The sequence below is a fragment of the Terribacillus sp. 7520-G genome (assembly GCF_002271665.1).
Lineage (GTDB): Bacteria > Bacillota > Bacilli > Bacillales > Amphibacillaceae > Terribacillus.
On the sequence record NZ_NQFP01000001.1, the window covers coordinates 171,416 to 190,428 of the forward strand.

At 47.1% G+C, this 19,013-nt stretch carries 16 protein-coding genes; 7 read left to right on the top strand and 9 right to left on the bottom strand.

The annotated features are described in order from the left end of the window. Positions 1–7: 7 nt before the first annotated feature. Positions 8–856, bottom strand: coding sequence for a non-homologous end joining protein Ku (gene ku, locus CHH53_RS00820; protein ID WP_095214223.1), 849 nt, complete (start codon positions 854–856; stop codon positions 8–10). Between the two features lie 96 nt (positions 857–952). Between ku and ligD the strand changes: the two genes are divergently transcribed. After that, positions 953–2,737, top strand: coding sequence for a DNA ligase D (gene ligD / locus CHH53_RS00825; protein WP_095214224.1), 1,785 nt, complete (start codon positions 953–955; stop codon positions 2,735–2,737). Here ligD and CHH53_RS00830 read toward each other — a convergent pair whose 3' ends face one another. The 6 genes from CHH53_RS00830 to CHH53_RS00855 form a co-directional block, all read right to left on the bottom strand. Continuing rightward, complete coding sequence (locus CHH53_RS00830) at positions 2,738–3,982, bottom strand: aminopeptidase (protein WP_095214225.1); 1,245 nt, start codon at positions 3,980–3,982, stop codon at positions 2,738–2,740. Positions 3,983–4,103: 121 nt separating this feature from the next. Further along, the gene (locus CHH53_RS00835) at positions 4,104–5,135 is read right to left on the bottom strand and encodes a metal ABC transporter solute-binding protein, Zn/Mn family (protein WP_340081519.1); all 1,032 of its coding nucleotides are present in this window, start codon (positions 5,133–5,135) and stop codon (positions 4,104–4,106) included. 113 nt (positions 5,136–5,248) lie between these two features. Then, positions 5,249–5,662: a Fur family transcriptional regulator gene (locus CHH53_RS00840; RefSeq protein ID WP_095214226.1), complete on the bottom strand. Its 414-nt coding sequence runs from the start codon at positions 5,660–5,662 to the stop codon at positions 5,249–5,251. A gap of 27 nt (positions 5,663–5,689) precedes the next feature. Then, positions 5,690–6,148: an OsmC family protein gene (locus CHH53_RS00845; protein ID WP_095214227.1), complete on the bottom strand. Its 459-nt coding sequence runs from the start codon at positions 6,146–6,148 to the stop codon at positions 5,690–5,692. A 119-nt stretch (positions 6,149–6,267) separates the two neighbouring features. After that, on the bottom strand, positions 6,268–7,053 hold the full coding sequence (locus CHH53_RS00850) for a TerC family protein (RefSeq protein ID WP_095214228.1): 786 nt from the start codon (positions 7,051–7,053) through the stop codon (positions 6,268–6,270). Positions 7,054–7,312: 259 nt separating this feature from the next. Further along, positions 7,313–9,031, bottom strand: coding sequence for a phospho-sugar mutase (locus tag CHH53_RS00855; RefSeq protein ID WP_095214229.1), 1,719 nt, complete (start codon positions 9,029–9,031; stop codon positions 7,313–7,315). A 170-nt stretch (positions 9,032–9,201) separates the two neighbouring features. On the opposite strand from CHH53_RS00855, the gene CHH53_RS00860 reads away from it, so the two are divergent. From CHH53_RS00860 to CHH53_RS00870, 3 genes are all read left to right on the top strand, one after another. After that, complete coding sequence (locus tag CHH53_RS00860; protein ID WP_095214230.1) at positions 9,202–10,296, top strand: AI-2E family transporter; 1,095 nt, start codon at positions 9,202–9,204, stop codon at positions 10,294–10,296. A gap of 13 nt (positions 10,297–10,309) precedes the next feature. Then, complete coding sequence (locus CHH53_RS00865; protein WP_233134734.1) at positions 10,310–11,515, top strand: MFS transporter; 1,206 nt, start codon at positions 10,310–10,312, stop codon at positions 11,513–11,515. A gap of 315 nt (positions 11,516–11,830) precedes the next feature. Continuing rightward, positions 11,831–12,892 carry a bifunctional 3-deoxy-7-phosphoheptulonate synthase/chorismate mutase gene (locus CHH53_RS00870; protein ID WP_095214232.1) on the top strand — a complete coding sequence of 354 codons (1,062 nt, stop codon included), beginning with the start codon at positions 11,831–11,833 and terminating at the stop codon, positions 12,890–12,892. 47 nt (positions 12,893–12,939) lie between these two features. Here CHH53_RS00870 and CHH53_RS00875 read toward each other — a convergent pair whose 3' ends face one another. Next, positions 12,940–13,779, bottom strand: a complete 840-nt coding sequence (locus CHH53_RS00875) for a GNAT family N-acetyltransferase (protein WP_095214233.1) — start codon at positions 13,777–13,779, stop codon at positions 12,940–12,942. 63 nt (positions 13,780–13,842) lie between these two features. Between CHH53_RS00875 and CHH53_RS00880 the strand changes: the two genes are divergently transcribed. The 3 genes from CHH53_RS00880 to recQ all read left to right on the top strand — a co-directional run bounded on the left by CHH53_RS00880 (position 13,843) and on the right by recQ (position 17,717). Next, positions 13,843–14,022: an SE1832 family protein gene (locus tag CHH53_RS00880; protein ID WP_095214234.1), complete on the top strand. Its 180-nt coding sequence runs from the start codon at positions 13,843–13,845 to the stop codon at positions 14,020–14,022. Positions 14,023–14,147: 125 nt separating this feature from the next. After that, positions 14,148–15,479 (top strand): hemolysin family protein, encoded by a 1,332-nt coding sequence (locus tag CHH53_RS00885; protein WP_095214235.1) that lies wholly within the window; start codon positions 14,148–14,150, stop codon positions 15,477–15,479. A gap of 117 nt (positions 15,480–15,596) precedes the next feature. Then, on the top strand, positions 15,597–17,717 hold the full coding sequence (gene recQ, locus CHH53_RS00890) for a DNA helicase RecQ (RefSeq protein WP_095214320.1): 2,121 nt from the start codon (positions 15,597–15,599) through the stop codon (positions 17,715–17,717). 45 nt (positions 17,718–17,762) lie between these two features. On the opposite strand, the gene CHH53_RS00895 is transcribed toward recQ, so the two are convergent. Next, positions 17,763–19,001, bottom strand: a complete 1,239-nt coding sequence (locus tag CHH53_RS00895) for an aminopeptidase (RefSeq protein ID WP_095214236.1) — start codon at positions 18,999–19,001, stop codon at positions 17,763–17,765. Positions 19,002–19,013 lie beyond the last annotated feature (12 nt).

Below are 19,013 nucleotides of genomic sequence, written 5' to 3' on the forward strand. Positions count from 1 at the left end.
GGAAAGATTATCCAGCTTCAGGCTTCTTTTTTGCCCGTGCCGAAGTTTTTCGCCTTGTCGTCTTCTTGGCGGCTGGTTTATCCTTCTTCGCTTTATCCAGTGATGCCTGCAGGGCATCCATCAGATTGGTGACATTGCTCGGCTGTTTCTTCGCTGTCGGGATATGAACGTCTTCATGATCGCGTTTTGCCTGAATGAGATCGAGCAAGGCCTCACGATATTCATCATTATATTTGTCCGGATCGAAGGTAGCTGTAAGCTGTTCGATGAGCAGCTTGGCTGTTGTGAGCTCTTTTTCGGCAATGCTGTCTTCCGCCGGGATATTCGGCACATCAGCCACACTCCGCACCTCATCCGGATAATGAATCGTCTCAACGACCAGCACATTCTGATATACCCGGATGACGGCGAGCTGCTGCTTGGAACGGATGATCATCGAGGCTACCCCTATTTTGCCCGTCTCTTCCAGTGCCTTTCGCAATAAACTGTACGCCTTGGTCCCTCCTTCATTCGGAGACAGGTAATAGCAGCGTTCGAAATAAATGGGATCTATTTCCTCCAAGCTGACAAAGTCAACGATTTCCACCGCTTTGTCTTCCTGCTCCTTTTGTAATGCCTGCAATTCTTCTTCATCAAGTACGACGAATTTATTTTTCGTGTATTCATAGGCTTTGACAATATCTTCTGCCTGCAGTTCCTTCTCACAATGCGGACATACTTTCTCATATTTGACCGGTGTATTGCACTCTTTATGCAGCTGCCGCAACTTCACGTCTTTATTTTCCGTGGCAGCATGCATTTTCACTGGAATATTCACAAGTCCGAAGCTGATTGTTCCCTTCCACATCGTATGCATTGAACTCTTCACTCCTTTTTAGCCTAGTTTGTACGTCTGTTCTATGTTTAATTCCGGCAGAATGCTCTCAAACTAGAGAAAAAGGAGAGAATATCAATGGAGGTAATGAAACCGATCTATCAGGATACCTATCCTGTCGGGGAAGACTGGATATATGAAGTCAAATATGACGGTTTCCGGGCTGTACTGAACGTCACCAAGGACAGCGTGACGCTGACAAGCAAAAATGGCATCGATTTGACCGCCCAATTCCCGGAGATCATCACCTACTGCGAACAGCAAAGGCATGCAGTGGATGCACATATCCCTTTCACAATCGATGGGGAATTAATCGTACCGAAAAACATATTGAGCGGGGACTTTGGTTTGCTGCAAACTCGCGGACGGTTGAAATCAGCCGATCGAATCGAACGGATTGCAGCTGCACGCCCTGCTGTGCTGATGGCTTTCGATTTACTTATCGATGCCGGCAAAAAGCAGGAAAGACGGCGGCTCACTTCGCGCAAGCAAGCACTGCAAGAACTCATCCATTCATTCGAAGGACAGCCGGCAGCTGTAAAATATGTAGCTTATCATTCAGAACCTGGGACGCTTTTGGAATCTGTCATCCTGCATCAAGGGGAAGGCATCATCGCCAAGCGCTCTTCCAGTACTTATAAGGCAGGCAAACAGCATCACGATTGGTACAAAATAAAGAATTGGCGCACGATCACAGCAGTGCTGACAGCATACGATAAAGAAAATGATTATTTCCATGCTCAGCTGGCAGATGAGCATGGTCATTTCGTGCCGATCGGAAAATGCAAGCATGGGATGGAAGAGGCTGAGCGCCATGCTCTTACTGCCTTTTTTAAAGAGAACGGGAACAAGGACAATAATCTTCTGATACTCCCTCCAGCCATCTGCGCAAAAATCGACTGCCTTGGCCAGGCAGACGAAGAGCTGCGCGAACCGAGATTCCATAGTTTGACACCGACCATAGCAGCAGCTGATTGCACAATACAGCAAGCAGCCATTGATCTTGCCCAATTTCCGGAAACAGTTGAATTAAGCAAGCTGGACAAGCTTTACTGGGAAGAGGCGCGAATCGATAAGCTGCGTTACCTGCTTTATATCCGGGCAGTGGCACCGTTCATGCTACCCCATATGATAAATAGGGAAATGACAATCATCCGCTGTCCTGACGGGGTTGAAGCAGATTTCTTTTATCAGAAGCACAGGCCAGATTATGCCCCAGACTTCATTCCTGATACGAAGGCGCTGCAATGCCCGGATCTTCAGACTCTCATCTGGTTTGCGAACCATGGGAGCATCGAATTCCATGCCCCTTTTCACCATATCGGCAGCGAATCGCCGCAGGAAATCGCCATCGACCTTGATCCGCCGGCAGAAGATGCCCTTCCATTGGCAATCAAGGCTGCCAATCTGCTTAAAGACTGGCTTGATCAAATGCATCTCCATGCATTCATAAAGACTTCCGGCAGCAAAGGACTGCAGCTGTACATTCCATTGCCAGATAAGCAGCTCAGCTATGAAGAAGCAGGCACCTTCACCGAAGCTTTGGCAAGATTACTCGTCCAGCAGCATCCTGATCTTTTTACAATCGAGAGAATGAAAAAGAATCGACATGAGCGTCTGTATATCGACTATGTTCAGTTCGGGAAGGGGAAAACATTACCGGTTCCTTACACCGCCCGGAAGCGGACAAGTGGTACTGTCAGCACTCCATTATTCTGGGAAGAAGTAAATCCAGGGCTAACACTGGATGACTTCACCATTTATACTGTTCCGGAGCGCATACGGCAAAAAGGCTGCCCCTTTGCTTCTTATGAAGAAGCCAGGAACAGCCAAAGACTGGATTCGATTCTCCGCTTGGTTTGATCAGTTGAACTCGAGCGCCCAGGCTCCTTGACGGAAGACAGCCACAGTGGTGCCGTCTTCTTTTACACCATCGATATCAAGATCAGCTGACCCGATCATGAAATCTTCATGCATGATGCTGTCATTCACACCCGCTGCCTCAAGTTCTGCAGCAGTCATATCATTGCCGCCTGCAATACAAGTCGGATACGCCTTCCCTAATGCAAGGTGGCACGATGCATTTTCATCGAACAATGTATTATAAAAAATCAAACCCGATTGTGATACCGGTGATTTATGCGGAACTAGCGCCACTTCCCCAAGACGTTTGGAGCCGGGATCAGCTTCCAGCAGATTTTTCAGCGCTTTCTCGCCTTTTTCTGCCTTATAGTCCACCACTTCGCCATCCTTGAATGTCAGCTGGAAGTTTTCGATCAGCTGACCATTGAAGTTGTATGGCAAGGTGCTGGATACCGTTCCATTTACGCCGTTCTTATGCGGCATCGTGAATACTTCTTCAGTAGGGATATTAGCGTTGAATTCTACCCCTGCTTCTGTAGGACCTGAACCACCACTCCAAATATGACCCTTTGGCAGCTCGATTGTTAAGTCTGTTCCCTTGGACTTATAGATCAATTTGGAGAACTGCTGCTTATTCATGAAGTCCGCTGCAAGATGCAGCTGTTTATTATGCGCTTTCCAAGCTTCATTCGGGTCTGTATTTCCAGTGACCCGGCTGATGCGCAGGATTTCTTCCATCATGGCTTCCTGCGCCTCCTCGATGGATTTGTCAGGGAATACCTTTTTGGACCAGGCTGCTGTCGGATAAGCGACAATCGACCATTGCATTTTATCTTTCATCATCCAGTCCCGATAAGGTGTCAGTCCTTTTCCAGCTGATTTCATATACGCCGCCACTTTATCCCCATCGGCTTTTTCCAGTAAATCTGGATTTTCACCGAGGATATTCAGAACTGCATAGTCATCCTTCACCATCTCATTGCGGGCATGGAATTTCCATGCAGGCACGTTCTCCAGAAATTCAATCGGAGCATGGTTATAGCGTTGAAGAACCAGCTCGTCATCGATCCATTCTGTATGTACATCTTTAGCTCCTGCTTTATACGCCTCTTCTGCAACCATCCGGACGAAGCGTACCGCTTCGATTGGTGCAACCAGCAGAAGCCCTTGTCCCTTTTGCAGATTAACGCCGGTCTGGATGGCCAGTCTGGCGAATTGCTGCAGCTGTTCTTCGAATTTTTTCATTGCAAACCCCTCCATAAACAAACTTATGTACATCTTCATTATATATTAAAATTAGAATATTCACGAAACATAAGGATTAATAAAAGGCTGCCCGAGATAAACTCGGGCAGCCTTAGGCAGTTCATTCATTGGTCAAAGCTTGCTCCAACGTTTCAATATTCTTGTTCATCAGACTGAAATAATCTTCGCCAGCATCGATTTCATCCTCGGTAATGGTCTCCAAATTGTGGATCCTGAGGACATCAGCCCCGATTTCATCCTGTACGATGGTTGCCACCTTCGGCGAAATATTCTGTTCGAACAGTACATAGTTCAATTTATTATCTTCTGCCGTATGGATGATCTCCTCTAATTCCTGCTGAGAAGGTTCATTCGTTGGGGATAAACCAGTTATGGCAATCTGCTCAATACCGTAACGGTCTTCCCAGTATCCATATGCAGCATGGGACACGATGATTTTCTTATTTTCTTTTCCTTCGACCGCCTGCTGGAATTTCTGATCAAGCTCATCCAATTCTTCTGCGACTGCCTTGTAATTGTCCTCATAAGTCGTTTCGTTGTCAGGATCCAGTTCTACAAGGGTATTCTTCATATTTTCCGCCATCTGTTTTGCACGTTCTGGATCAAGCCAGTAATGCGGATCGATACTGCCATGATCATGGTGATGTGCTTCTTCTGCTGATTCTTCACTATGATCGTGTTCTTCTTCTGTTGCTTCTTCGTGGCTATGATCGTGCTCTTCCTCTGTTGCCTCTCCATGGCTATGCTCATGTTCTTCATCAAAAGGAAGCAAATTGATGCCATCTGCAAGCTGGGCAATCTTTACATCCTCGTCACCGACAGCATCCGCGATCGTCTTGGCATATGTTTCCAGTTCATCACTTGAATACAGGAAAGCATCTGCTTTCGCAATATCGACCATCTGATTCGAGGTTGGTTCGAAGCTATGTGCGTCACTGCCAGCTGGGATCACGGACTCCACTTCCACTTGGTCCCCGCCAATTCTTTCGGCAAAGTATTGAATCGGATAGATGGTGGTATATATCTTCATTTTGCCATTCTCCGAACTTTCTTGACTTCCGCTGTCCGAACAAGCTGCAAGCAAAACGAAAAGCAGGGCTGTACTGATTAAAAATAACGATTTCTTCAACAATGGTATTCCTCCCGTTACGATATAAGCTCTAATCGAGATTATATCGTAACCATTACTATCTGTAAACAGTAATTATTACGTTTCTGTCACAAAAAATACTGCCTATCAATCAATTATTGACAGGCAGGACAAATGCCATACACCTCGAAGTTATGGTTTTCTATTGTATAGCCGCCCGGCAGCGCTGTTTGCACGTCTGCTATCGGGCAGACATCAATCGCTTTCGTTATGCCGCATTGCTTACAGATGAAGTGATGATGATGGCCTTCTATATTGCAATGGAAACGGAAATGCTTATCTCCATCTATTGTTGTCATCTCCAGGATGCCAAGCTCCGACATCGTATAAAGATTTCTGTACACAGTATCATAACTTGCGCTTGGAAAATCCTCTCGAAATTCTTTCCAAAGATCGGTCACCGCGGAATACTGGGATCGTTTCTGGAAAATATCCAGCAGTTTTTCGCGCTGCTTTGTCTGTTTAAAGCCATTTTCCTTCAGAATATGCATCGCACGTTCACTATTCATACGCTTTCCGTCCTTTATCTTGCAAAATTATTTAGGGTGCTTCTCGATATGCAAGTCTGCCTCCAGACTCACTTCTACATTGCCTTTTATCGCTCTTGTGATCATACAGCTCTCTTCCGCTTTGACAGCAAGCTTCTCCAGCATATGGAATTGCTTTTCCGTCGCCTCTTCTTTTAAATATACTGTCGGCCGATGGATGATTCGCTTGTATGTGATCACACCATTGGTTTCATCAACGATGCCTTCCGACTCCAATTTCATGGATGACAGCGGCAGGTGAGCCCGTTCAATCATTGCTGCCAAAGTGATGATATAGCAAGTAGCCGCTGCTCCGAGCAGCATCTCATCCGGATTCGTACCGATGCCAGGACCACCCATTTCTGGCGGAATGCTGATTTCTGTCTTCAGATTTCCTGCTTCGATTGTACCGGAGCTGTTCCTTCCTCCCGGCCAGGCTGCCGCTAAATGAAAATGATGTTCTGACATGGTACTCGTCCCCTTCTGCTATCTATATGCTGTCTTCTATTTTAACGCTTCTCAGCTTGAAAGACAAAATGTCTGTTCAAAAAAGACCTTTCACCATTAAGTGAAAGGTCTTTTATAGTTTATTCAGTTTGAGCAGAATCCTCTTTCTTATGCTCGACTTTATTTTTGCCAGACACAATCCAGCCGATCACGGCAATAGCGACCAGTACACCATAGAAGATAAGCTTCCACGCAGTCGAATGTGCAAAATCATGCGGCAGTACGCCAAGTGAGTCGTGGGAGAGCGTGCTCACGACCAGCTTTACACCTACCCATCCGACGATGACGAAAGCTGCTACTTCCAAAGCAGGTCGTGTATGGAGCAAGTCAACGAAAATGTTCGCTGCAAATCGCATGATGATGATACCGATCATTCCGCCTGCAAGGACGACAGCGAATTGTCCGGTATCCAAACTTCCTACTTCTCCCCAGCCTGTCGGCGGAAGTGCAACAGCCAGTGCTACCGCAGCAAGGATGGAATCGACCGCAAAAGCAAGGTCGGCAAGTTCGACTTTCAAGACCGTCATCCAGAAGCCACTTTCTTTTTTCGGCTTCTTATTAGTGACATCATCATTTTTAGAACTGAACTTGTCGTACAGGTTCTTTATGGATATGAACAGTAGATACGCAGCACCTATTGCCTGTACTTGCCAAACATCGACAAGGAAGGAAATGACGAATAGGGATGCGAAGCGGAGGATAAATGCCCCGAGCAGCCCATAGAAAAGTGCTTTTTTACGCTGTTTTTCAGGCAAATGCCTAACCATGATTGCGAGTACCAATGCGTTATCCGCGGCAAGAATACCTTCCAGTCCGACAAGGACGATCAGAACCCAGCCATACTCTAAAAGTAATTGTGCATCCATGTAGTTACGCTCCTTTTATGTGTAGTATGCGACTTTCTTTGCAATCATACTCCATCTTAGTGAAGGCGTAACGCTTTTTATCAAAAAAAGCGAGACCTTTACCAAGATGGTAAAGGTCTCGCTAACAACGTCTGAGTTGCCAATAAAGCCGGAGATTTCTCTCGGAATGACGACTTTATTGTGTAGCTACTCCCCTTTAAAAGCATATTGCGCTTATCACACACTCAGTGTAGTCGAATATCAGAACAATGTCAACTGCTTATTGCAGATACTTGCCAAGATCTGCTTTCAGCTTCTCCAATAGCTTCAAGCTGCTTTCGTAGCTCGCGCTGCTGACACCATAATAGCTTTTGATTTTCGGTTCCGTTCCGGATGGACGCAGACACACCCAGCTATCCTTCTCAAGAAGCAGCTTTATGACATTTTCCTGAGGAAGTGTCAGCTTCTCTTCAGAACCAGACTCGAGATGACGGCGTGTCTGTGCGGAATAATCCTCCACTGCAATGATCTTCAGACCGCCAAGCTCCTGTGGTGTATCGGCACGGACAGCATCCATCATCGCTGCGATCTTCGCGGCACCATCTTTACCTTTCAATGTGATGGAATGAAGATCCTCCAGGAAGTAGCCATGCTTTTCGTAAAGTACATGCAATGCCTCCAGCAGCGTCTTGCCTTGCGCCCGCCAGTGAGCAGCCATTTCACAAGCGATCATAGCAGCCTGTACAGCATCCTTATCACGTACGAAATCACCGATCAAATAACCGTAGCTCTCTTCATAGCCAAAGAGGAATTTCTCGCCGGTGGTTTCGAATTGCTTGATTTTCTCACCGATATATTTGAACCCCGTCAGCGTATCAATCGTCTCCACGCCATATGATGCTGCCACTGCGCGTCCCATTTCAGTCGTCACGATGGTCTTGACGAGCCTCCCGCTGTGTAGATCATCCTCTGATGCATTGGTCAGTACGTAATCAAGCATCAAAGTACCAAGCTGGTTCCCTGTCAATACTTGATATGCACCTTTTCCGTCCTGTACAGCAACTCCCAGGCGATCCGCATCAGGATCGGTCCCAATCAGTACATCCGCTCCGATCTCCGCACCTTGTTCCATCGCCAGTGTAAAGGCTTGATGCTCTTCCGGATTCGGAGATTCCACGGTCGAGAACTCCGGATCCGGCTGTGCCTGCTCTTTCACCACATGTACATGCTGGAAGCCAAGCTGGTCCAAACCGCGCAGGACAAGATCATGGGATGTACCGTGAAGCGGTGTGAATACAATCTGGAGTTTGTCCAGCTGCTCTTTCGCAGAATCGGACATGTTTGAGATCGTCTTTAATTCTTGGAGGTAGGCACTATCTACATCCTCCCCAATGGAATGCAGCAGACCATTTTTGCGGATTGTCTCCAAATCCGCGACTTCCACCGCCAATTCATCTTCGACTTTGGCAATTTCCGCTATGATTGCCTCTGCCTGCGCCGGCGGGATCTGACCGCCGTCTTCATTATAGACTTTGAAGCCATTATATTCAGGCGGGTTATGACTCGCTGTGATCATGATGCCGGCTGCAGCATTCAAATGACGCACCGCGAAGGATAGCAGCGGAGTCGGACGAAGCGATTCGAAAACATGCGCACGGATTCCATGCGCTCCCAGGACACGGGCAGTTTCATCCGCAAACTCGGCAGACATGTAACGGGAATCATAAGCAACTGCTACGCCGCGTTCCTTGTAATCTGCAACGTTCTTCTCCATGTACACTGCCAGCCCTTCCACTGCCTTGCGGACAGTATAGATGTTCATACGGTTCGTTCCCGCTCCCAGCACGCCGCGCATACCGCCTGTCCCGAATGTCAGCTCTTTATAAAAAGCATCTTCCAAAGCAGCTTCATCCTCGGCGATTTTCGCCAATTCCTCTTTATATTTAGGATCAAGACTTGTAAATGAACTCCATTTCTGATATGTATCTTGCCATGCCATGTGCTTTCCTCCTGAAAAATAAGTATAGTGAGATTTTACCACATTATAATGTGAAATGGCGCAGAATCCCCATCTTGCTGGAAATTCAATAAAAACTTTGGGAAAGGGTTACGCCGAAGCCCGGCTATGCTATGCTAGGCTATATCAATAACTGGAAAGGTACGATTTAGTTGACTCAGAAAAAATGGTTTCAAGGCCTTGTGGCCGCTGTCCTGACTTTCACCCTGATCCTGTTGATTTCGAAAGTGGGCTTCATTTTCCGGCCCCTAGCCGCATACATAGGCGCCATCGCATTCCCGATGATCGCGGCCGGCCTTCTATTCTATATCACCAAACCGCTGGTGCGGCTCCTTGAAAGGATCCGTTTCCCGAAATGGGTGGCCATCCTGACGATATTCCTGCTCTTGATCGGATTGGGTTATATCGTATTCCAATTCGCTGCACCAATCGTGCAGAAGCAATTTCAGGCTTTGGTGAATAATATCCCGGGAATAACCAATGAAATTATGTCCATCGTGGATTATTGGGAAGAGAATCACTCTGCCCTGCCGGATCAAGTGGAAGAATCCATCATGAATTATGCTTCGAACTTGCAATCCAGTCTGCAGGACATCCCAGGTTATCTCATCAGTTTCATTTCCAGCCTGGTCAACTTCCTGTTCACGCTTGTCTTAATTCCCTTTTTCTTATTCTTTATGCTCAAAGATGGGGAAAAATTGATTCCATTCATCACGAAATTCTTCGATGAGAAAAAAGGAGCAAGCGTGAAAAAACTGATGGAAGATGTGAATCATACGCTGGCCTCCTTTATCCAGGGCCAGTTCATTGTATCGGTATGCGTCGGCACCATGCTGTTCATCGGCTATTCGCTCATCGGGCTGAAATATGCCTTCACGCTTGCTGTCATCGGACTCGTTTTCAATGTCATCCCGTTTCTCGGGCCATATCTGGCAGCTGCGCCAGCCATCCTGGTCGCCTTTTTCCAAGAGCCCAAATTGGCTATACTGGCTGCCATCGTCATGCTGATTGCCCAGCAGATCGAAGGAAATCTCATTTCCCCGAATGTCATGGGCAAAGTCTTGAGCATCCATCCGCTGACAGTCATCACGCTGATTCTGGCTGCCGGAAACATTGCCGGCTTCCTCGGTCTTCTGTTCGTCATTCCGTTTTATGCCGTTTGCAAAGCGGTCGTTTCCCACTTTTACCGGGAATGGGTCGATTATAGAATGAAGAAAAAATCAGCTGCCGGAATTCAGGCAGATTAGGAGGCGCATGATCATGAACAATACGCCTCCCTTATGGACGAAGGCCTTTGTTTTCCTGCTGCTGGGCAATCTTTTTACTTTCATGAGCTTCCAGATGCTGCTGCCGAATCTGCCTCCTTATATTGCCTCCATCGGCGGCAGCAGCCTTCAAGTAGGATTGGTGACGACATCCTTTTCAGTCGCAGCAATTCTGATCAGGCCGTTCATCGGCCATATCCTGCTGACGAAAAAAAGGAAAATGCCGGTTCTTATCGGCTCTTTCCTTTTACTCGTCTGTACAATCCTTTATCCTTTCACTCAAATTGTCACACTTCTGCTGATCTTCCGCTTCCTGCATGGGGCAGCTTGGGGATGGGGCACCACCACCAACGGTACCGCCGCAGTTGACCTTGTGCCGAGAAGGCGTGTCGGAGAAGGCATGGGTTATTTTGGCCTTTCGATAACGATTGGAATGATCATTGCACCAAGCATCGGTATTTTCCTTTATCAAAATTATGATTTCCGCACCCTCGTACTTGTCTCTGTCTTACTAGGCATGATAGCTTTCCTATTCCTGTCGATTACACATTATGCAGAACCTGAAGCACTATCACGGAACCAAGCCAAGCCGCCGAAGTTTTCATTTTTCCGATCATTGATCGAAAAGAAAAGCACTTATCCAGTATTCATCACGTTCCTGACTTCATTCGGATACGGTTCCATCGTTACTTATCTTGTCCTTTTTGGAGAGGAACAGAATCTGACCGGGACATTCCTCTTCTATTTAGCCAATGCCTTATGTGCTACCATTTCGAGACCTTTCACAGGGCGCCTGTTCGATGCCAAGGGACCTTGGCTTTTGATCATGGGCTGTTCCGTGATAGCTTTCCTGGCTATGTGGATACTCAGCATCGCATCGGCAAACTGGTATTTCATCCTTTCCGGGGCTTTGTTCGGGATTGGTTATGGATCAATGATCCCCGCTTTGCAAGCTTGGACGATATCCAAGACGGATGTTGAAAGAAGCGGTATCGCCAATGGCATGTACTATTCATCTATCGATTTTGGCATTGGCCTGAGTGCTGTCATCCTTGGCATTTTGCATCAATTCGTACCGACTTCTTCCCTGTTCCAAATATCGAGTTTCCTATTCTTGCTCGTATTTTTGTTCACGCTGTCCGATTATGTTATCAAGCGTCGAAAAGATCGGCAGCCTGCTATGAATGTTAAAAAAATATAAAGATTTCATCAAAATCATGGCAAGGCAAAAATCCAGGGTAAATAGGTACTATCGTCCTTTTTTCTGCATACCTCGAAGCTTTCATTTGTATTTATTTATAAAAGCATGTAGTATAGGGATAATATTTTCAACATTGTATTTATTTCGGATTGCGATGTTGATGTTGTGCTTCTTCCATAACCCGTCTCAGGGCGGCAGCGGTTTGCAAGGGATTCCCCGGGATCCGGGAATTCTCGCTTGCAGGATAACTGATACCGGCTGGATGGGCTATTGAAGACAAATTGGGGCATTTAAACTTATAAGGAGGATCTATTTATGCAGACTACAAATGTTTTGGAGCTTAAGAAGCAGTATGAACAAACACATTTCGAGCTGTTGAAATTGTTGAACGAACAGGCAAGCCTTAAGCAGCAGCTGAAGGATCTTCCCGAGAGTGAGCGCAGCCAGTCCGAAAAACTGCTGCTGGCAGAGCTGAAAGCACAGAATGAAACAGGCGTCCTCGGGGAATCCTCTTTGGATGCTATCTTCCAAGCTGTGATGAAATCCAAGACGAAGGAAGAAGAAGCTGCCAGCAAGCGTCCGATGCTTGTCTCCCGCTCTTACAAAAACGAAGATACGGTAATCGACCTAAAAGGAGAAAAAGTCGGAACCGGCAAAGCAAGCTTTGTCTTTGGTCCTTGTTCGGTGGAGAGCTATGATCAAGTAGCGGCGGTAGCGGAATCTTTGAAAGACAAAGGACTCAAGCTGCTTCGCGGCGGTGCTTTCAAGCCGCGTACATCCCCTTATGATTTCCAGGGGCTCGGTGTGGAAGGCTTGGAAATCCTGAAGCGTGCAGCGGATGAATACGATTTGGCTGTCATCAGTGAGATCGTGACGCCGCATGACATCGAAAAAGCGCTGGATTTTGTCGACGTCATTCAAATCGGTGCGCGTAATGCTCAGAACTTCGAATTACTGAAAGAAGCAGGCCGTACGAATAAACCAATCCTGCTCAAACGCGCTTTATCCGGTACAATTGCAGAATTCATAGCTGCTGCGGAGTATATCCACTCCGAAGGCAATGGACAAATCATCCTTTGCGAACGCGGTATCCGCACTTATGAAACAGCGACGCGGAATACACTTGATATTTCTGCCGTGCCGATTTTGAAACAGGAAACACATCTTCCTGTCATGGTCGACGTGACGCATTCCACTGGCCGAAAGGACATCATGCTCCCGTGCGCGAAAGCTGCATTGGCTGTCGGTGCAGATGGTGTCATGGCTGAAGTGCACCCGAATCCTGCTGCTGCATTGTCCGATGCAGGCCAGCAAATGGATATTCCGACATTCGATAAATTCTACGACGAACTTGCTGCCTTCCAAGGCAAAATATAAAACATAAATACAGATAAGGGCCGTCACTTCACTGTGACGGCCCTTTCTTATAAGAAATCGATAGCGCAGCTACGGGCGACTCGGCGGTATCCGATTTTTTGATACAGCTTATTCGGACCTGGGTCATCCGCATTCGTGAACAGACAGCAGAATTGTTTTCCATCATGGAGCAATTTAGCCGAAAGTGCTGCCACTAAACTTTGGGCATATCCTTTGCGCTGCTGCTCTGCAGGCGTGAAAACTGCATTGATGACGATCCCATGCCGGCTTTCTCTGGCACAGCCTGCCATACTCACGACATTGCCATCGATCGTCCAGACATACATTCGCTTTTGGGTGATCATCCTGCCGATCACTGTATTCGCTCGTTCTTCCGTCATATCTTCGCCAGTGGCTTTCCCGAATTGCACGAGCCAATCCCGCAGCAAGAGGAAATCTTCTTTGCCTGCCAGACGCATTTCCCCTGCGGCGGCACCGGCATCCTCCACTTGATCAAGCTGATAGATGAACTGATTCATATGGACCTTCATCTGTTTTTCGTAAAGCCTGGACCAAACTCGTGCAAACTGATTTGCCTGTTCCACTGGTCCGATGACTCCAGGAAGGTCGGGCGTCAATGTATTCACAAATCCGGCCAGCTGGGCAGCTTCTTCGTCTTTCCATACCGTGTCATGAGAAAGGATGATACGATTTCCCTTTGTATGCAAGAAGACGGTGCAAATTCCATGGTCATCCTCCCCATATCCAAAAATCGATCCCATATCCTCTCCATCCGCCACTCTTCCCAGCAGCCCTAACAATAAATTATTCTCTGCTTCATGCTGCAGCAATGACTGTTCAGCTTTTGCCAGCAGACGATGCACATCATGTTCCTGTACAAAACGCATTCCTTCCCCTCCCGCTTGACGTAGAGACTTGATTTTCCCTATTCTAAGTGTAGAGGTGATGATATGGATAGGCAAGAGCTGGAAGCAAAACTGGCCGAGTTAAAAATGTCGTACACAAGCGTTCAGGCAGATGCGGATAAATTGGCATCAAGCGGTGCTGGAGCATCCCATATGGAAAGGCAGCTGGAAGAAATGGAAATGGAGATCCGATCACTCCGCCAGCAGCTGCGGGCATTGGAATAATTCCCAATTCACAGGATATACTACAGTACGTGCACACTAGTTGGATTACGCATAAAAAAAGCTTATAATATTCATAATGAAAACGCATTTTTTGCGTTTATTTTTTTAAGGGAGAGATTTTATACATGAATAGTCCGGATGATCCTGGGAGTCCAGTTTTACTCCAACTCGTATTGATTGGTATTTTAACAGTCCTGAATGCTTTTTTTGCTGCGGCGGAAATCGCATTGGTCTCACTGAATAAGAATCGTATTTCGCAGCAAGCGGATGAAGGCGATAAAAAAGCAGCATTGCTGCAGAAGCTCATCGCCGATCCGAGTAAGTTCATTGCTACGATTCAAGTAGGTATAACGCTGGCAGGCTTCTTCTCGAGTGCCTCAGCTGCTACCGGACTTGCCAATCGATTCGCCGGTGTACTGGGAGATATCCCTTATGCACAGCAAATCAGCGTTATTGTGATTACTGTCTTGCTGTCATATGTAACACTTGTATTCGGTGAATTGTTCCCAAAAAGGGTTGCCCTTCAAAACGCGGAGAGGATAGCCAGATTCTCTGTCACACCGATTCTATTTATCAGTAAAATCGCAATGCCATTCGTTAAGTTCCTTTCCTTCTCCACGAATATGCTCGTAAAAATCACTCGTGTGGGAAATGACGCAGAAGCCGAAAAGGTTTCTCGGGAAGAGATCAAGCTCCTGGCTCAGACCGGTCAGGAGGAAGGTATATTGAATGCAGATGAGTTCGGCATGATCAAAGGTGTATTCGATCTTGATGATAAGATTGCACGTGAGATCATGACCCCCCGTACGGATACATTCACACTGAGTATCGATACCCCGGCAGAGGAGCTGGCTGACATTCTGCTGGAACAGAAATACTCCAGGATTCCGGTCTATCAGACAGATAGCGATACCATCGTCGGTATTCTGAACATGAAGGATTATTTCAAAGCAGTCCGGGAGTATGGATTCGATGGCGTCCGTCTTGAGACGATTTTGCGGGAAGCACATTTTGTGCCCGAGACGAAATACATCGATGATTTGCTGAAGGAATTGCAGCAGACGCATAATCATCTCGCCATCCTGATCGATGAATATGGCGGTTTCTCTGGTATCGTGACCATGGAAGACATGATCGAAGAGATCGTCGGGGATATCGACGATGAATATGATGAAATCGAGGGAGAGCTGACACGCATCGATGACAATACGTATATGGCGAGCGGTTCCCTCCAAATCGATGAGTTTAACGATTACTTCGATACAGATATCGACGTACCAAATTTCGATACGATTGCCGGCTTCATCCTAAGCCGCATCGGATCAATCCCGGACGAAGATGCTGATACAGTCGTGGAATATGAAAACATGCTCTTTACCGTTGAATCCGTACGGGATAATCGCCTGGAAAAAATTAAAATTGAATTGAAGCGCCCGCACAGCGAGGCGACGGTATAAAAATAAGGAACTGCCTGTATCAGATACGGGCAGTTTCTTATTTTTCCGACTAAAATGCTGATTTGCACAGAATCGTGTTATGCTGTACATAACATGAATGAGGAAAGGATTTTGAACGTGCAAGCTACTGCCGAGCAAATACTCAAGGATTATTACGGTTATGACACCTTCCGAAAAGGTCAAGCCGAAGTGATCGGTCATGCAATGAATGATGAAAATACGTTAGCAATCATGCCGACAGGCGGTGGTAAATCGATATGCTACCAAGTCCCGGCCTTGATGCGGCAGGGTACTGCGCTGATCATCTCTCCCCTTATCTCCTTGATGAAGGATCAGGTGGATGCTCTGACAGCAATGGACATACCTGCCGCTTATATAAACAGTACATTGGAAGCAGCAGAACTGGAATGGACGATGCAGCAAGCTGCCCAAGGTGCATTCACCTTTCTCTATGTGGCGCCTGAACGGCTGGAAAATGCTCGCTTTCTGCAAATGATCCGCAAGCTTTCGATAAGCTTGATTGCATTTGACGAAGCGCATTGCATCTCCCAGTGGGGACATGACTTTCGTCCAAGCTACCGATCTGCCATCTCCATCCTGGATAAGCTGGCAGATACGCCTCCAGTGATGGCTTTGACTGCCACTGCAACACCACAGGTGGCAGATGATATCCAAAAATTGCTGCATATCCAGGAAGACTATACGGTACGCACCGGCTTCGCTCGTGAGAACCTGCGCTTCCAGGTAGTGAAAGGAGCCGATAAAGAGCGCTATATCCTCGATTTCATCCAAAAACGCAAAGGAGATACAGGTATCATCTACGCACCAACAAGAAAGCTGGTCGATCAGCTTTCCCTGTTTCTCGACCGCCAAGGAATAAAGACGGCTAAATACCACGCCGGGATGAGCGAAGCAGATCGCCAGGCAGCGCAAATCTCCTTCATCCAGGATGAAGTCAGTGTCATGATTGCGACGAATGCTTTTGGCATGGGAATCGATAAGAGTAACGTACGCTATGTACTGCATTATGCCTTGCCAATGAACATGGAGGCCTATTATCAGGAGGCTGGCCGGGCAGGCCGCGATGGAGAACCGAGTGATTGTGTCCTGCTCTTCTCCGGCCAGGATGTGCATCTGCTGAAATTCCTGATTGAGAATTCTGCCTCGGACACACAAGCGGAGTATCAGAAACTGCAGCAAATGATCCATTACTGCCATACACAAAGCTGTTTACAGACCTATATGCTTCACTATTTCCAGGATCCGCATATTCCCGAGGATTGCGGCAGATGCAGCAATTGCTTGAATGAATTCGAAAAGACGGATATGACTCGTGAAGCGCAAATGGTGCTCTCCTGTGTCAAACGGATGGACGAGCGCTTTGGAGCCGTTTTGGTTGCAAAGGTTTTGAAAGGGTCCAAGGACAAGCGGATCAAGCAATTCGGGCTTGATGGACTTTCTACGTATGGCATCATGAAAAACCGTACGGAAAAGGATATCACACAGTTCATCCATTATCTTTCCGCAGAAATGATCCTTGCTCCAACCGATGATAAATACCCTGTATTGACACTAACGGATGAAGCTGTCCGTATACTGAAAGGCGAAAGGAAAGTAATGATGCAGATCGCCAAAGCGACGGAATCTGCCGAAGCGGACTATGATGAGGCGTTGTTCCAGGAACTGCGTGAATTGCGTAAAGGCATCGCACAAGCAGAAGGACTGCCTCCGTATGTCATCTTTTCGGATGCAACATTGAAAGAGCTATGCCGATATATCCCGCATACCCAGCAGGAAATGCTCGGTATCAAGGGGATCGGGGAAAGACGGATGGAACAATATGGAGAGCAGTTCCTCGAAGTGCTGAAGCAATATGAGCAGACAGCATCCAACCCGGACATCGATCAAAAGCCTCTCCTGCAGGAAAGGCAGGATACACCGAGTCATCTCATCAGCTATGATGCCTTCAGTCAAGGTATACCGATGGAAAACATAGCCAAGGAACGAGGCTTGACTCCGATGACTGTCAGCAATCATTTGTTCAAAGCTTATGCAGAAGGAAAAGCTCTCGATCTGAGGCAATTTTTCACCGAGGAGCAGGAAAATGCCGTTCTCCATGTGCTGAAGCAGCATGAAGAGCTGCCAAAGCTCAGGGAAATCAAGGATCAATTGGATATACCATGTGACTACCACGGCATCCGTGCAGTACTCGTGCATCACGCTATACTCGAGCAATAAAATAACCCGTATCACTGGATGCATTCCAGTGATGCGGGTTTTCTTTTAATCGAATTTGATTGCCCAGCTTCCATCACGGAATACAGGCTCGGATGTCCCATCTGCAAAGATACCGTCAATGGCTAGATCCGCTGAACCGATCATGAAATCTGTGTGTGTAAGACTATCATTGACGCCATGTTTATCCAATTCTTCTTCCGTCATGGACGAACCGCCTTCAAGCGTTGTCGGATAAGCTTTCCCTAAAGCAATGTGACAGGATGCATTCTCATCATACAAGGTGTTGTAGAAAATAAGGCCGGATTGGGAAATCGGCGATTCATGGGGCACTAAAGCCACTTCGCCAAGCCGCAAAGCACCTTCGTCTGTTTCCAGTAAATGCTTGAGCGTTTCCTGCCCCACTTCCGCTTTGTAATCAACAACTTTTCCTTCCTTGAAGGTAAGCGTGAAGTCATCGATCATATTCCCGTCATAAATCAACGGTTTCTTGCTTGTGACTGTCCCTTCCACATCATATTTATGCGGAAGCGTGAACACTTCCTCCGTCGGCATATTCGGATTGAATTCCGTACCGCTTTCTGTCGTAGATGAACCACCCTTCCAAATATGTCCATCCGGTAAACCAATCACAAGATCCGTTCCTTCGGATTTGAAGTGGAGCTTTTTGTAACGTTTGTCATTCAGGACATCCCGGGCATGGTGCAGCTTTGCATTGTGCTCTTTCCAGGCCTGGACAGGATCTTCCTGATCGACACGGACAATTTTAAAGATGGAGTCCCAAAGCAGCTTCGTTGCTTCCTCTGCAGATTTGCCCGGGAAGATTTTTTGCGCCCAGGCATCTGTCGGAATCGTGATGATCGTCCAAGGGATGATATCATTCATCGTATACTTGCGCAGATGCTGCAGGGCCTGGGCAGTCGCTCTTGTTGCCTGTGCCACTTTGCTTCCATCGACATCCTTCAAAAGATCCGGATCGGTGGAACGTATTTGCAGGAGAGCCGCTCCCTTTTTCATATAATAAGCGCGCTGCTCCACAACCCAATCAGGAATGTCTGTCAGCACCTCTTCGGATTGATGTTTATACTTCAAAAGGGTCAGCGTATCATCGGACCAATTGATATGTACTTCACTGGCCCCCAGCTCGTAAGCGCGCTTGGCGATTAGTCGGACAAACTCCGCTCCATCGATAGGTGCCATGATATATAGAGGTTGATCCTTTTGTATATTCACACCTGTACGCAAAGCAACCTCCGCGTATTTTTCCAATAATTCCTTTTCTGGCATTGGATTCATCCT